At 60.3% G+C, this 14,619-nt stretch carries 11 protein-coding genes; 3 read left to right on the top strand and 8 right to left on the bottom strand.

Annotated features, from left to right (window positions below; translation table 11 throughout):
* Positions 1–39 precede the first annotated feature (39 nt).
* The 7 genes from KI237_RS21265 to KI237_RS21235 all read right to left on the bottom strand — a co-directional run bounded on the left by KI237_RS21265 (position 40) and on the right by KI237_RS21235 (position 10,466).
* Positions 40–2,988: an HD domain-containing phosphohydrolase gene (locus tag KI237_RS21265; protein WP_212796926.1), complete on the bottom strand. Its 2,949-nt coding sequence runs from the start codon at positions 2,986–2,988 to the stop codon at positions 40–42.
* Positions 2,989–3,104: 116 nt separating this feature from the next.
* The gene (locus KI237_RS21260) at positions 3,105–6,725 is read right to left on the bottom strand and encodes a transporter substrate-binding domain-containing protein (protein WP_212796925.1); all 3,621 of its coding nucleotides are present in this window, start codon (positions 6,723–6,725) and stop codon (positions 3,105–3,107) included.
* 11 nt (positions 6,726–6,736) lie between these two features.
* Positions 6,737–7,363, bottom strand: coding sequence for a response regulator transcription factor (locus tag KI237_RS21255; protein ID WP_212796924.1), 627 nt, complete (start codon positions 7,361–7,363; stop codon positions 6,737–6,739).
* 460 nt (positions 7,364–7,823) lie between these two features.
* Positions 7,824–9,152: a deoxyguanosinetriphosphate triphosphohydrolase gene (locus KI237_RS21250; RefSeq protein ID WP_003199435.1), complete on the bottom strand. Its 1,329-nt coding sequence runs from the start codon at positions 9,150–9,152 to the stop codon at positions 7,824–7,826.
* 275 nt (positions 9,153–9,427) lie between these two features.
* On the bottom strand, positions 9,428–9,763 hold the full coding sequence (locus KI237_RS21245) for a hypothetical protein (RefSeq protein ID WP_058545502.1): 336 nt from the start codon (positions 9,761–9,763) through the stop codon (positions 9,428–9,430).
* Positions 9,760–10,149, bottom strand: a complete 390-nt coding sequence (locus tag KI237_RS21240) for a phage holin family protein (protein ID WP_003199439.1) — start codon at positions 10,147–10,149, stop codon at positions 9,760–9,762. Before KI237_RS21240 ends, KI237_RS21245 begins: the two co-directional genes overlap by 4 nt.
* Before the next feature lie 2 nt (positions 10,150–10,151).
* The gene (locus tag KI237_RS21235) at positions 10,152–10,466 is read right to left on the bottom strand and encodes an ElaB/YgaM/YqjD family protein (RefSeq protein WP_092166820.1); all 315 of its coding nucleotides are present in this window, start codon (positions 10,464–10,466) and stop codon (positions 10,152–10,154) included.
* Positions 10,467–10,805: 339 nt separating this feature from the next.
* Here KI237_RS21235 and KI237_RS21230 point away from each other — a divergent pair, with 339 nt between their 5' ends.
* Positions 10,806–12,014 (top strand): ammonium transporter, encoded by a 1,209-nt coding sequence (locus tag KI237_RS21230; protein WP_212796923.1) that lies wholly within the window; start codon positions 10,806–10,808, stop codon positions 12,012–12,014.
* Between the two features lie 8 nt (positions 12,015–12,022).
* Here the strand turns inward: KI237_RS21230 and KI237_RS21225 are convergent, their stop codons facing one another.
* Positions 12,023–13,735: a cation:proton antiporter gene (locus KI237_RS21225; protein WP_212796922.1), complete on the bottom strand. Its 1,713-nt coding sequence runs from the start codon at positions 13,733–13,735 to the stop codon at positions 12,023–12,025.
* 190 nt (positions 13,736–13,925) lie between these two features.
* Between KI237_RS21225 and KI237_RS21220 the strand changes: the two genes are divergently transcribed.
* Together KI237_RS21220 and KI237_RS21215 are read left to right on the top strand one after the other, a co-directional pair.
* Complete coding sequence (locus KI237_RS21220) at positions 13,926–14,162, top strand: glutaredoxin family protein (protein ID WP_212796921.1); 237 nt, start codon at positions 13,926–13,928, stop codon at positions 14,160–14,162.
* A 92-nt stretch (positions 14,163–14,254) separates the two neighbouring features.
* A complete protein-coding gene (locus KI237_RS21215; protein ID WP_212796920.1) occupies positions 14,255–14,575 on the top strand; it encodes a transcriptional regulator in 321 nt (106 codons plus the stop codon).
* Positions 14,576–14,619 lie beyond the last annotated feature (44 nt).

Here is a 14,619-nt window from a genome sequence, read left to right as displayed (position 1 = left end):
GCGTCAGTGGAAAGATCGCAGCGCCTGCAGGGATAGCTTTCATGCCTTCAACCCTGCCTTGACTAGCAGTGCGTCGGGGTCGACTTCATCGATCTGGTGCGGGTCGAGGAACTGGCTGGCGTAGCTCTCGTAGATTTTTTCTTCGATGAACAGCCCGAACAGCTCGGGATCGATATGGGCGTCACGGCACATGGTGGCCATGATGCCCAGGGCCTCGCTCAGTGTCTTCGCTTTCTTGTAGGGGCGGTCGGCTGCCGTCAGCGCTTCGAAAATGTCGGCAATGGCCATCATGCGCGCCGGCAGGCTCATCTGTTCGCGTTTGAGGCGCTTGGGATAACCACTGCCATCCATCTTCTCGTGATGACCGCCAGCGATCTCCGCGACATTGTTCAAGTGGCTGGGGAAGGGCAACTGGCTGAGCATCCGGATCGTCTGCACCATGTGATGGTTGATGACGTAGCGCTCTTCGCGGGTCAGCGTGCCTCGGGCGATGCTCAGGTTGTAGAGTTCGCCACGGTTGTATTTCCACGCCGGTACGTCGAGCTGGAAGCCCCACGGGTTGTCCGCCGGGATCAGTTCGGCTTCGTGGTGTTCGAACAGGTGCTCGGGCTTGTCTGCCAACAGTGGCTCAATGACCGGCAGTGTCGGCTTGGGCGTCCGACCCTGGCGTCGGTTCTCTTCCCAGGAAACGCCCAGGCGATCGTCGAGGGTCCGGGTCCACGGGCGTTGGGCAATCTGTCGCAGGTGTTGCAGATCGGCCTCGGCCATGGCTTCGCAGCCCAGGTTGCAGCGGGCGACAAAAGCAAAGTCGTCATCCAGGGCCGTCAATGTCGCGTCGCGCTGCTGCGCCAGGGATGACGGCTCGCCGCCGCTTGCCACGGCCTGCCAGTAATCGACCCAGGCATCGCGCTTGAGCACTTCGAAGCGGGTGCGTATTTCGTGGATCCGGTCGTTCAGGGTTTCCAGCTTGGTGGCCTTGTCGACCACATATTCGGGGGTGGTCACCTTGCCGCAGTCGTGCAGCCAGGCAGCGATGTGCAGGGCTTCCCATTCATCTTCCGTTGGCCGATAGGCGTCGAATGCCGGTGCCTGACTGGCGGCGGCAGCCTGGGCGAGCATCAGTGTCAGGATCGGCACCCGCTGGCAATGGCCACCCGTGTAAGGACTCTTGGCATCGATCGCGCCGGCCAGCAATTGGATGAAGGCGTCCAGCAACTGCTTTTGCCTGGCTTGCAGGCGCTGGCCCTCGATGCTCACGGCGGCGGCACCGGAAACCGCCTGCAGGAAGGCGATGCGGTCGGGCTGCAGTTTTTCCAGGTCGGCTTCGGTGCCGCTGTCGGTGATCAGCAGTACTAGTACGCCGACAGTCTCCTGGTGCCGATTGCGCAGGCGAATACCGATCAGATGGACCCGCGGCGAGTCCAGCTCCCGCAGGACACTCTGCAGATCGCCCGCCTGTTCGAAGCCCAGGGAGACCACGAGGTTGTCCGAGGTGGCCAGTTGCTGGAGCCATTGCGGGCTGTCGCCAGCCTGGAGCTCATGACTGCGCAACTTGAAGACCTCGAGGTCCCTGGGCGTTTCATTGATGACCAGCCCATACGGCTTGAACCGATTGTCGTCGTTCTCGCGCAGGTAGATCAGTCCAGCCTGGGCCTGGCCGATTTTCACGGTTTCAAATAACACCCGTTCCAGCAACGGGGCGAAGCGGGTTTCGGCGCGCAGGCTGGCGGTGATTTCAAGGAAACTCGCCAGGGTCTCTTTCATGCGCGCCATCGATACGCTCAACTGATCGACCTCCAGCACCGGGGAGCGACGGGACACCGGGTAGTTGAAGTCAAAGCTGCGAATGGCGTCGGCCTCCCGCACCAGTTCGCGCAAAGGCTTGACCAGGATCCTGGACGTCAGCCAACCCAGGGGCAGGCACAGCAGCAGGGTGGCCAGGGTGATGAGCGCGCCTTGCCAGCGCATGCGATAGGCATTGTCCAGCAGCTCATCTTCAGGGACCAGCAGCGCCAGTTCCAGGCCCTGGGGCCCGCCTTCCTGCATGTGGCTGCGAGAGACGATCCACTGGCGTCCGGCCGCTTCCAGGCGCGTGGTGTCGGTGTTGTCGTCGAGCGCGGCGGCGATGGCCGGGCTGAGGTCGCGGGCCTTGATCAGGCGTGCCGACTGGGCGTCGGCGAGCAGCCGGCTGCTGTCGGGATAACCCACTGCGTTGCCCTTGGGATCGAGCAAGACGACTTCGGTGCCGGTGGTCACCTTATGCTTGGCCAGGGTCTGGGACAGGGCCGCCAGGGTCAGGTCGGCGCCAATGACAGCCTGCTCGCCACTGCGCCGGGCGAGGGTTGTGCCGACGTTATGGGTGGAAAAAAAAACGTAGGGCTCGGTGGTGATCTGCTCGGGGCTGTCGGCGGCGCTGCGAAACCAGCTGCGACTGCGGGGGTCGTAGGTTTCGTCGGCAATGTCCCGGCGCCCGATGAGCGTCAGCGTCTCGTCGTAGAACAGCGACTGGGAATGAACCGGGCCTTGCTCGGTTGCCCGCTCCACGGTCCAGACTTGGTAGAACGCCTCGGCCGGCGCCTGCAGGGCGGCTTTCAGGGCCGCGGTGCGCAATGGCCGGACCATCATGAAGTTGCCCTGATGATCGCCCAGGTACAACGACGCCAGGTTCGGGTTGTCCCGCAGTGCCTGGCTGAAGGGCACGAGCAGGGCCAGGCGTTGCGCCATCTGGGGCGTGCGCGTCGCCGGATAGTCGGCCAGCAGGCTCAACAGGTGGCGGATGGGTTCGTAGGTGTCGTACAGGTCCAGACGCACATCCCGTTCAATGCGGTTGAACAGTTTTTCACTGCTGGACAGGATGATTTGCGTGGTTTGCCGGTAATTGAAAATCCCCAGCACCACCCCGGTCAGCAACAAAAGCAGGGTAAACATCACGCTGATATGGACGTGCAGGGGGAACCGGCGTTTTTCCGGACGCGGTGCGCTGGGCATTGCAGTCACTCCAAGTGTCAGGGGGCGTTCTCGATGGGTGTTCCCGCGTGCAGGGGAAACCGATCGAGAACCCCCCAGGTACGCACTGCTGAGCGGATAGCATAGTAAACGCTGGATTATTTTGCCCTGGCGATCTCCGTTTCGAGGGCCCGTTCCAGTTCGCTCATGGCGCGGTCGAGGGCGTCGATGCAATCGTTGATTCGCCCAGGTGCCTGCGCCTGGTGACAAGCGAGCTCCAACGCCTCGCAGCGCTGGATCAGCGAGGTCGCCTGGACGATGCGGGCGACGCCTTTTATCTTGTGCGCTATTTCGGTCAGCGCCGGCCGGTTTGCGCTGTGGGCGACGTCGAGCAACTCCTGGCGGTCCGAGCGGCTGCTGCTGAGCAATTCGGCCAGCAACCGCCGGTTGGATGACGGGTCACCGCCGGTCAACGCTTGCAGGCTTTGTATGCTGAAAACTGCCGGGCAACTGGCGGGTTTGACCGCCTTGATCCATTGGCTCAAGGCGCTCAGGCTGATCGGCTTGAACAGGCAGTCGTCCATTCCTGCGTCCTGGCAGCGTTTTTTTTCCTCCGGCTGGGCATTGGCAGTGAACCCCAGGAGGGTGCAAGGCGGTCGTTGCTGCTCGGACTCATCGCGACGAATCGACCGGGCCAGTTCGTAGCCGCTCATGATGGGCATGTTGCAATCGGCGATGACCAGATCGAAATGGTTCTTTTGCCAGACCTCGAGCCCGTGGGCACCATCATGGGCGACCTGGTAGTGATGGCCCAGGTATTCCAATTGCTGTGACATCAGCAGGCGGTTGGCGGGATGATCGTCCACGATCAGGACGTTCAGGGTGGCCTGGGCCGTTTCGATGACAGGTTCAGGTGGGGGGAGAACCGGCGCCGTCGACAGGACGGTCAGTTGCAGGCAGACCAGGACCTGGGTGCCGGTGCCGGGTTGGCTGTTCATGTGCAGGCTGCCGCCCATCATCCGGCACAGGTTGCGACTGATCACCAGCCCCAACCCCGCACCGTTGCGAGCCATCCGGCTGGTGTTATCGACCTGGGCAAACGGCTCGAACAAACGTTGCAGGTCCGCCGGACCAATACCGATGCCGCTGTCGTTGACCTCCAGGTGCATTTGCAGGACGTCGTCCCGGTCGGTTGGAGACAGCCGGACCTTGATCGCTACCTGGCCCTGCTCGGTAAATTTGAGGGCATTGCTGATCAGGTTCGACAGCACCTGTTTGAACCGCAACGGGTCCATCAACACGTCAGGGCTGCCCTCGGCTGTGTCGAACTGCAGGGACAACGCCAGGTTTTTCTGCCGGGCCACACCCTCGAATACCCGAATGACCGATTGCAACAGGGCCCTGAGATTGACGCGTTCGGGGGCCAGGCTCAGGTGGCCGGATTCGATACGGGCGATGTCCAGGATATCGCCTATCAGTTCGAGCATGCCGGAGGCCGACTCGTACGCGACTTCGATGGTCGAACGGTCCACTCGGCCCTTTTCGGCCTGTTTCAGGGCCAGCTCAAGCATGCCGATCACCGCGTTCATGGGGGTGCGGATTTCATGGCTCATGGTTGCCAGGAACGTGCTTTTGGCGCGGTTCGCGTCATCGGCCCGTTGCTTGGACGCGCGCAGTTCCTCGAACAGCTGGCGCCGCTCGCTGATGTCGATCCAGCCGCCGATGATGCCTTGCACTTCGGCGGCAGAGTTTCGGTAGGGGAGGATCCAGTGATAGATCGTCAGTTGCCTGTCCCCGATGTGCAGTGGCCGATCCACGATCAGGGCGGTGCCTTCGGCCATGACACGCTGGTAGTCCGCCTGGTACTCCTGCGCTTCGAAGGCGTTGCTCATGGAACCTGGCATCAGGTTCTTGCCAATGACGTCTTCGCGTTTGGCGTGGAACGTTTGCAGGTAACTGTCGTTGCAGCTTTGCAGGATGCCGTTGCGATCCCTCACGTAGATGGGGTGAGGGGTGCCGTTGAGCAGCGCATGCATGAATTCGAGCTGATCATTGAGGGCCAGTTCCGCCCGTTGACGCTGCCTGATCTGGCGCTGCATGTAGGCGTTCCACGCCAGGGAAAACAGCAGCAACAGGCCAATGCCCGCGCCGACCTGGAGGAACAGGCGGTTGTAGGTGCGCCAGGTGTGTTCCGAGGGCGAGACGTAACCGCGCCAGCGGTTGTTGATGACGCCCAGTTCGTCAGGGTCGATGCTGGTCAGGGCCTTGTCGAGAATGGCGTTCAATGCTGTGGCGTTTTTTGCCGTGGCCAGCGCGAACATGGCCTGTTGGGTACCCACCGTGCTGCTGATTTGCAATTTGTCGCGCCACGCATAGGAGGAGATGAAGTAGTTGGCCATCACCTGGGCGTTCACGCTGCCGTCGACCTGGCCGTGGGCGAGCATTTCCACGGCGCGCAAGGGGCCGTCCGTTTCGATGATTTGAATGTTTGGGTACTGGCTGCGTAGCCATTCAATGACCGGATTGCCTTTGGCGATTGCCAGGCTGGCGTGGCCGAACTGATCGAGTGTCGTGGGCGTGTCGGACTGTTTGCGGGTCAGCAGGACGAACGAGCTGTCGATGTAGGGGCGGCTGAACTTCAACTGGCGTTGTCGTTCACTGCTGGGCAAAAGTGCGGCGATCATGTCGGCTTGATCGTTGAGGACCGCAGCAATCATTTCGCTGTCGTTCTGGCGGCGCTGGATGTCCAGGCGCAGGCCGGTGCGCAGTCGGATTTGTTCCAGCAGGTCGGCACTGATGCCGCGAAAGTCCCCCTGCGCATCGAAGAAGGTGAAGGGCGCCGAGGTTTCGTTCACCACCACTCGAACCACCGGATGCCTCGCCAGCCAGCGTTGCTCGCGGTCGGTCAGTTGTATCCTGTGGTCCGTGAGGTACAGGTCGCTGCCTGCGCTCCAACGCTTGGAGATGGCGGCTTGCTCGGCAATGGAGACCTGGTTCAGCGTCGCGTTGATGACTTCCAACAAGCGGGTGTCGCTACGTCGTACGGCGAAACCGAACCCATGGGATTCGTGTTTGCCGAAGCTGGCCATGCGGATATTGCTCAAGTAGCCCTTGTTGATCATGTAGTGGGTGGAAAGTGTATCGCCGAGAAATACATCGGCCTGGCCGAAGGCGACGGCGTTAATGGCATTCTGGTAGGACGGGTAGGTGGTGATGAGTGCCTTGGGGTAGAGTTTTTCAATTTCCCGCAACGGCAGGTAGTGATAGACCATGCTCAGTCGCAACCCATCGAGATCGTCAGGCAGGGATCGGCTTTCACTCGTTCGGGTGACGAGCACGGGTTGGTCCACTGCGTACGGCGTCGACAGCACAATGTCGGGGTTACGCGCCTCGAAACCGTTGGCGGTGCCAAGCATATCGATTTGCCCATCCTTGAGTGCGGCCATGGCCGCCTCGCGGGAGTCGAAGCGCAGGACGCTCATGGGCAGGCCGGTGGCCTTGGCGATGATGTCGGCGTAATCGGCCGTCAGGCCTTCGTAGTCGCGTCCGCTGGTGGAGAGATCGAAAGGCGGGTAATCCGGGGCGGAAGTTCCCAGGACCAGCGCCTGCCGATCCTGTAGCCAGGCGCGGTGAACATTATCCAGCTTGACCTCTGTATGGGCCATGGACGAGCGGCCCAGCAGGGTATATTGCTCGGGTGCATTCGCTGCCGCCGCGAGCATTCCTGCATATAACGCTGCACTGATCAGCAGGAGACATTCGGTTATGCGTCTGAGCATCCTGTTTTTTCTCACACCAGCGCGTTGCGCTTTGCCATTTCGATCAGCTCGACCAAGGACTTGACCTTGAGCTTCTGCATCAGCCGCTTCTTATAAGTACTGACGGTCTTATTGCTCAAAAACATTCCCTTGGCTATTTCCTTGTTGGTACGACCCTGGGCAAAAAGTTGCAGTACCATCAGTTCCCGATCATTGACACTTTTGAAAAGGTCCAGCTCGATACTGCGTGGGTCATCCGGACGTACCGGATTCAGCGCCTGGCTGGGAAAGTAGTTATAGCCGGACAATACCGCTTTGATTGCGCTGATAAGTTCGCTGAGGTCTTCCTGTTTGCAAACGTAACCAGAAGCACCGGACTGCATGCATCGAATGCCGAAGAGCGTCGGCGACTGGGCCGTGAGCACCAGCGTCTTGAGCGGAGTGGTCATGGCGTTGAAGCGCGAGAGAATTTCCAGCCCGTCGAGTTTGGGAATGCTGATGTCCAGGATAACCAGGTCTGGCATGCATTCGCGCACCATTTGCATCGCATCGACGCCGTTGTCAGTTTCTCCTACGACCTTATAACCCTCATGCTCCAGAAGCATGCGAACGGCGAGGCGGATGACCGGATGATCGTCGACAATGAAAACGGAGTTCATGAATAAATTACCCTGCGAACTTGAATAAAGCGCGCACCTTAGCCCACTTACAACCAGGGCCGTACGAAGAGACAGGCATGCAACTTCAATTTCAGAAGTTTCCTACAAAAAAAGAGGCAAGATATTACGATGTAATCGGTTTTTTAGTAGGTGGGTGACAATAGGAGGGGGAAGAGTTGGCGAAGTGTGAAAGGATATTTCTTTGATTGTGTTGTTTGTGCAAACAAAGGAAGCGTTTTAATCGGGGTTTGCGTAAGCCATGCATTATTTTATCTACTTCAACTCCCTGTGGGGCAGCGCTGCAAAATGCAAATGCACTGCCAACCCCCAGTGGGAGCGAACTTGCTCGCGATGGCGGTGGATCTGTGTGCATCGATGTAGGATGTGCCTGCGTCATCGCAGGATCGCCACCCGGAGTAAGCTCGCTCCCACTTTTTTCGAGATGCCTGCACGCTCCATATTATTGGCGCGTGCGGCCGGTCATCTCCTGGGCCATTTCGCTGGCATAGCTGTCAGTCATCCCGGCGATGAAATCGATCATTCGCAGGAAAGCGCTATGCAAAGGGCCGTTGGGATCCGGCGCGTTGTTACCCAGCAGGTCGAGAATGCGGCGATTCTTGAATGAAGGCGTACGGCCCCCGTGCTGTTCAAGGGCGGCCCCGCAAAATCCGTTGAGCAGGATTTCCAGCGTGGTGTAGGCGCCGATTTCATGCAGAGTCTTGCGCTTGTCCTGGAAAATTTTCCGGCGCGCCATGTCCTTGGCATTCAACACGCAGCGTTTTGCCGGGCCGTGCATATGCTCCACCAGATCCCCTGGCAATGTGCCGGCAAGCAATGCTTCCTGCTGTTCGACAAAGGCCCGGGCGGCGGCGTTGGTCAGGTGTTCGATGGCCTTGCCCCGCAGGATTGCCAGTTTGCGTCGCCGCGAGTCCAGCGGCCCCAGCTGCCGGTAGGTGTCCGGAAGATCGTCGCCCACCAGGTCCAGGAGCAGCGACTCCACCTGGGGGTATTCCAGCAGATCCATCTCCACGCCGTCTTCCAGGTCGATCAGCGCGTAGCAGATGTCATCGGCGGCTTCCATCAGGTACACCAAGGGGTGCCGTGCCCAGCGTTGATCCTCGATCTGTGGCAGACCGAGCTTGTGGGCAATCTGCTCCAACAGCGGCAGCTCGCTCTGGTAGCAACCGAACTTGTGCTTCTTGTAGCCCAGCGAGTCCGCGTGGCGGGCAGTCCAGGGGTATTTCAAATAGGTGCCGAGGGTGGCATAGGTCAGCCGCGTGCCGCCGTCGAACTGATGGTATTCAAGTTGGGTGAGGACCCGGAATCCTTGGGCGTTGCCTTCAAAGTTGAGGAAGTCGTTGCGCTCGGCTTCGCTCATTGCATCGAGCCAACCACGGCCGGCGGCCTGCTGGAACCAATAGCGGATAGCATCCTCGCCGGAGTGACCGAACGGCGGGTTGCCAATGTCGTGGGCCAGGCAGGCCGATTGCACCACCATGCCCAGGTCGCTTGGCTCACACCAGTCAGGCAAGGCGTTGCGGATGGTTTCTCCCACGCGCATGCCCAGGGAACGCCCGACGCAGCTGACTTCCAGGGAGTGGGTCAGGCGCGTGTGGATATGGTCGTTGCTGGAGACCGGATGCACTTGCGTCTTGCGTCCGAGGCGGCGGAAGGCTCCGGAAAAGATGATGCGGTCGTGGTCCTTGTGGAAAGGACTGCGGCCCAGCTCTTGCGGACTGTGCAGCGGTTTTCCGAGGCGTTCGCGAGTCAGCAGGGTATGCCAATCCAAGGCCGGTTGCTCCGTTTGATGATGTCGGTGTCCTAGCTTCCCGGTTCGTGGGCTGCCCTGCAAGGCTTATGGGGGTAGGAGCTGCCGAAGGCTGCGATCTTTTCTTGCATTGATGATTCAATTGGCTGGGGCAAGATCGCAGCCTCGTTGCACTCGACAGCTCCTACACAGCTCCTACACAGCTCCTACACAGCTCCTACACAGCTCCTACACAGCTCGTACATAGCGCTTACTACGCAGTCCCGCGGGGCAAGCTCATCATGGTGTATCGGTCCTCAAGGCTTGCGCACACTGTTGGCCAGCTTGATCAACGGCAGCAATGTCGTTGCCAGGCGAATCAGGCCAGTCAAGCCACCGCCACCACCCGTGCGGGTCCGTTTACCGGTGAGGAAACCGAGCAGGGACACCGCCGCCACGCCCCACAGTGGCGCGTGCTTGATGCCGAAGCCTTCGTGCCAGCTTTGCGTCAAGCCGCGCACCCGTTGCAAGGGCTGTAGCAATTGGCGCGTTTCCTGACGGATTTCCTGGCGATGCATTTCCATGCGCAGACGCACCAGCGCCTTGCGCATTTCCTGTCGGGTTCGGGCTTGAGGGATATCAGGCAGGCTCATGGCAGCAGGCGCTCCCGGTCGTTGGCCAATTCTTCAAGGGTGGCATGGAAAGGAGAGGACTCGTCATAGATCGCTGCCTTGAGCCGAAGCCCGCAGAACAGCGCGGCCAGCAGATAAAACAGGCACAGGCCGATAATGCCGGCCAGACGATAGGTGTCCCATACCAGGATCAGGACCAGCGCCGAAAGCCCGACCAACAACAGCAAGCCGAACACCAGCGCAAGGCCGGCGAACAGCAGGAGGCTGACGGTGCGTGCTTTCTGTTCCTGCAACTCCATGCCGAACAATTCGACGTGGCTATGCAGCAAACCAAGGAACGCCGCGCCCAGGCGGCGTGCTGTAGGTTGTGTGCCCGCTTCGGACGAGCCGGATTCGTCGATACCCATCATTAGCGCCGTGTCGCCAGCAGACCAATCAGGAAGCCAACGCCTGCGGCAATGCCGACCGATTGCCAAGGGTTGGCCTGTACATATTCCTCGGTGGCGACCACCGCAGCCTGGCCGCGTTCGCGCATGGAGTCTTCCGTCAGCTTGAGCGTTTCGCGGGCGCGCAAAAGGGTTTCGTGAATCTGGCTGCGCAATGCATCGGCTTGATCGCCTGCCAGTGTCGCGGTGTGATCGAGCAACCGTTCCGTGTCGCTGACCAGCGTCTGGAAATCTTCCATCAGGATTTCTTGAGCAGTCTTTGCCTGGGTTCTGGCCATCGGTGAATCTCCGTAAGTGACGTCTGAAACGTTCGAGTATGAGCCTTGCCGGAAGGTTCAGTACAAGTGGCTGGTACAACTTTTGCTCAGGCTTTTGCCATGTACTGGTGCGTCAGCCTGCGCCAGTGCGCTGAAGCTGGGCGAAAGCCCGAAAAACCTTAACCCAAATAATCAAAACCCGCGAAGCACCTCCAAGCGGGATTTCGTTTTTACCGTTCTTGCGCACCAAAGCGGTTCAGCGGCCTGCGCTCGGCCAATGAGTCGTTTCAACTTGGTGCGTTGGTAGGTTGGACGAACCGGTTTGGTGCTTTTTTCAACTTTTTCAGGTCTGCCAATACCATGGAAAATATGCAAAGTGCCGTGGACAGTCTGGTCCACAGCTCCAATACGCTGTTCATCCTGCTCGGCGCAGTCATGGTTCTGGCCATGCACGCCGGCTTTGCGTTTCTTGAAGTGGGAACGGTCCGGCAAAAAAACCAGGTCAATGCGCTGTCGAAAATCCTCAGCGATTTCGCGGTCTCGACCCTGGCCTATTTCTTTATAGGCTATTGGATTTCCTACGGTGTGACCTTCCTGCAACCGGCGGCGGTGCTCAGCGCCGATCACGGCTACAGCCTGGTGAAGTTTTTCTTCCTGCTGACCTTTGCCGCCGCGATCCCGGCCATCATTTCCGGCGGTATTGCCGAACGTGCGCGGTTCGCACCGCAGTTGTGCGCCACGGTGCTGATCGTGGCGTTTGTCTATCCGTTTTTCGAAGGCTTGGCCTGGAACGGCAATTTTGGCCTGCAGGCCTGGCTGCAAGCCCGGTTCGGTGCCAGTTTCCATGACTTTGCCGGCTCCGTGGTAGTGCATGCCATGGGCGGCTGGTTGGCGTTGGCTGCCGTGCTCTTGCTCGGCCCGCGTAACGGCCGCTACCGGGACGGTCGCCTGGTGGCGTTCGCGCCTTCGAGCATTCCATTCCTGGCCTTGGGTTCGTGGATCCTGATTGTCGGCTGGTTCGGCTTCAACGTGATGAGTGCCCAGACCTTGCCCGGGGTGAGCGGGCTGGTGGCGGTCAATTCGTTGATGGCCATGGTGGGCGGTACCGTGGCGGCATTGATTGTCGGGCGCAATGACCCGGGCTTCCTGCACAACGGCCCGCTGGCCGGGTTGGTGGCCGTTTGTGCCGGTTCCGACCTGATGCACCCGGTCGGTGCGCTGGTCACGGGGGGCATTGCCGGTGCCTTGTTTGTCTGGTGCTTCACCGCAGCCCAGGGCAAGTGGAAGATCGACGATGTGCTCGGTGTCTGGCCGCTGCATGGGCTGTGCGGGGTCTGGGGCGGCATTGCTTGTGGCATCTTTGGCCAGAGCACCTTGGGTGGCCTGGGTGGGGTCAGCCTGATCAGCCAATTGATCGGCACGGCGCTGGGCGTTGTCGTCGCCCTGGCCGGCGGGTTTGCGGTCTATGGCGTGATCAAGGCCGTGCTGGGGCTGCGTCTGACCCAGGAAGAAGAGTATTACGGCGCCGACCTGTCGATTCACAAGATCGGTGCCGTTAGCCAGGACTGATCGTTGCACTAAGGCTCCTTGTCCTGGTTGCCGGGATAAAAGCCATGGAGCAGGCGATAGCGGTCGTGACGGACCTGATCCACATGATGCCGGACCTGCTGCTCGGGCAGGCCGAGCATGATCAGGGCGTGGGAGGCCAGCATCAGGCTCGACTCCAGCAATTCCGGGACTACTTCGTTGGCCCCGGCAGCCTGTAACTCGGCCAGTTGGCTGTCGTCACGCGTACGCACAAGGATCGGTACCTGGTGGTTGACCTGTCGGGCCGCCTTGAGCACGGTGATGGCGATGTCGGTCTTGTCCACCGCGATCACCAGCAGTCTGGCGCGGCTCAAGCCAACGGCCGCTAGCAAGTCTCCTCGTCGCGAATCCCCATAATGCACGCAGTTTTCCCCGACGGTGGCTTCCCGGATGATCACCGGGTCGTCATCCAGGGCGACGAATGCCTGGCCTTCGCGGCGCAGGAACCGCCCGATGGATTGACCGACGCGCCCGTAGCCGCAAATGACTACATGGCCCGACAAGCCGGCATTGAGTGCGCTGATCTGGTCCAGTTGCGCTTCTTCGTTGGGTTTGCGATGCAGGCGCGCGGCGATGTGTGGCGCCGCGCGCAGCAACAGGGGAGTCAATAGCATCGAGCAGAACGTCGCGGCCAGCAGCAGGCCGCTGATGTCGGCGGGCATGAGGCGGTTCTGCTGCATCAGGGCCATCAGGGCAAAGCAGAATTCACCACCCTGGGCCAGCGCCAGGCCACTGCGCCAGGCGGTTTCAACGTCGCTGCCGCGCCATTTCACCAGGGTGGCAACCACGCAGCCCTTGATGAGCATCAGGCCGAGGGTCAATCCCAGGATCAGCAAGCCGTCATCGAGGAACAGTTGCAGGTCGATCAGCATGCCGATGCTGACGAAGAACAGCCCCAGCAGGATGTCGCGGAACGGGCGTATGTCGGCTTCGATCTGATGCCGGTAGTGGCTTTCCCCCAGCAGCATGCCCGCCAGGAAAGCTCCCAGGGCTGGCGACAAACCGAGCAGGTGGGTCAGCCATGCCGTCAGCAACACAATCACCAGGGCCAGCAGCACGAACAGTTCCGCGGATCGGGACGCCGCCACCTCATGGAACAGCCGGGGCAACAGCAGCCGACTGGCCAGCAGCAGGCCACCGAACAAAACCAGGGTCTTGCCCAGGGTCAAGGGCAGCGCCCAGTACCACGGGTGTTCGCTACTGCCGGCGAATACCGGTACCAGGGTCAACAACAGCACCGCGACAACGTCCTGGAACAACAACACGCCGATGGCGTTTTGGCCATGGCTGCTGAAGATCTCTCCCAGGCTGGTCAATTCCTTGCTGACGATGGCAGTGGAGGACAAGGCCAGCCCCGCACCGAGCAACAACGCGGCGATCACAGGTGCGCCGCCCAATGCCAGCAAGCCCGCCAGGACTGCCCCCGAGCACAACACTTGCAGGCTGCCAAGACCGAACACGACCCGACGCAGTTCGAGCATTTTCGACAGGGAAAACTCCAGCCCCAGCGAGAACAGCAGGAACACCACCCCGAGTTCGGCCAGATCTGGCAGTTCTTCGCTGTCGTTCACCCAGTTCAGCGCGGTCGGCCCGACCGCCAGCCCGACGCAGAGATAACCCAGCACCGGTGGCAGGCGCAGCCGCCTGAACAAGGCGATGACCACCAGGGACGAGGCAAGGATGATCAGTAGGTTGGCAAACAAGGGGAACTCCGTTTCAAGGTTTCAATGCACAGCGTAGAGGGGAAAAATGCGACAAGCGTCGCTGGAAAAGCATGGGCGCTCAGTGATTTGCATCAGCGTTTTACCGAAATACCTTGAAGCGAGCCTGCGACTCGACGGTTTCCCGGGGCGGGCCTAGAATGACCGTCTATCTTTTTTGGGTCTACCCGCCATGCTTCCTGAATGCCAGTTGTTCGGCACCCTGGGGTGTCATCTTTGCGAAGTGGCCGAAGCTGAACTGATGCCTTTCGTCGAACATGGATTGTTGGTGGAGCTGGTGGACATTTCAGAACGCGAAGCCTGGGTGGACAGTTATGGGCTGCGTATTCCCGTGCTGCGCAGGCTGGATACCGGTGCCGAGCTGGACTGGCCCTTCGAGGCCGAACAGATCGTGAAGTTTCTCGGTTGAGCAGTTCATCCGTCGGTTGCTGATACGGCGGTTGGCGAAAGCACCGTGCTTCGGTTACTGTATGCCCATACAGCTATCTGGAGTGCATCCCCTTGGTCAATGTCGAACAACTGAAAAGCAGCGTGAACAGGATGTCCGCGGACGTTGTGCGTGAGGCCGTCCTTGAGCTGCGCCTGGATGGCTTGGTTACCGAAGGCAAGACACCCTTCAATAAACTGCATTTCAACACCTGTTTCGCCGAGATCGAAGCGTTGTTCCAGCGTGCCGGCTATCACAAACAGTTGGATGTGGTGGGTTATCAGGGCCTGCTGTACGCGCTGTACGACCCAGGCCGCTGGGAGGCGGTGGAGGTGTTGCGCTGGTTGAAAGAGTTCATCGAAGCGGCGGCAAAATCCACGTCGGTCACGGCGTAAGCAATCATTGCTGGGCTGGCTTGTGGGACTGTCGGATAATGTCA

This window comes from Pseudomonas sp. St316, assembly GCF_018325905.1.
In the GTDB taxonomy this organism is placed as follows: domain Bacteria; phylum Pseudomonadota; class Gammaproteobacteria; order Pseudomonadales; family Pseudomonadaceae; genus Aquipseudomonas.
The sequence above is the reverse complement of the archived record's forward strand: the minus strand, read 5'-3'. Positions and strand labels throughout refer to the sequence as shown.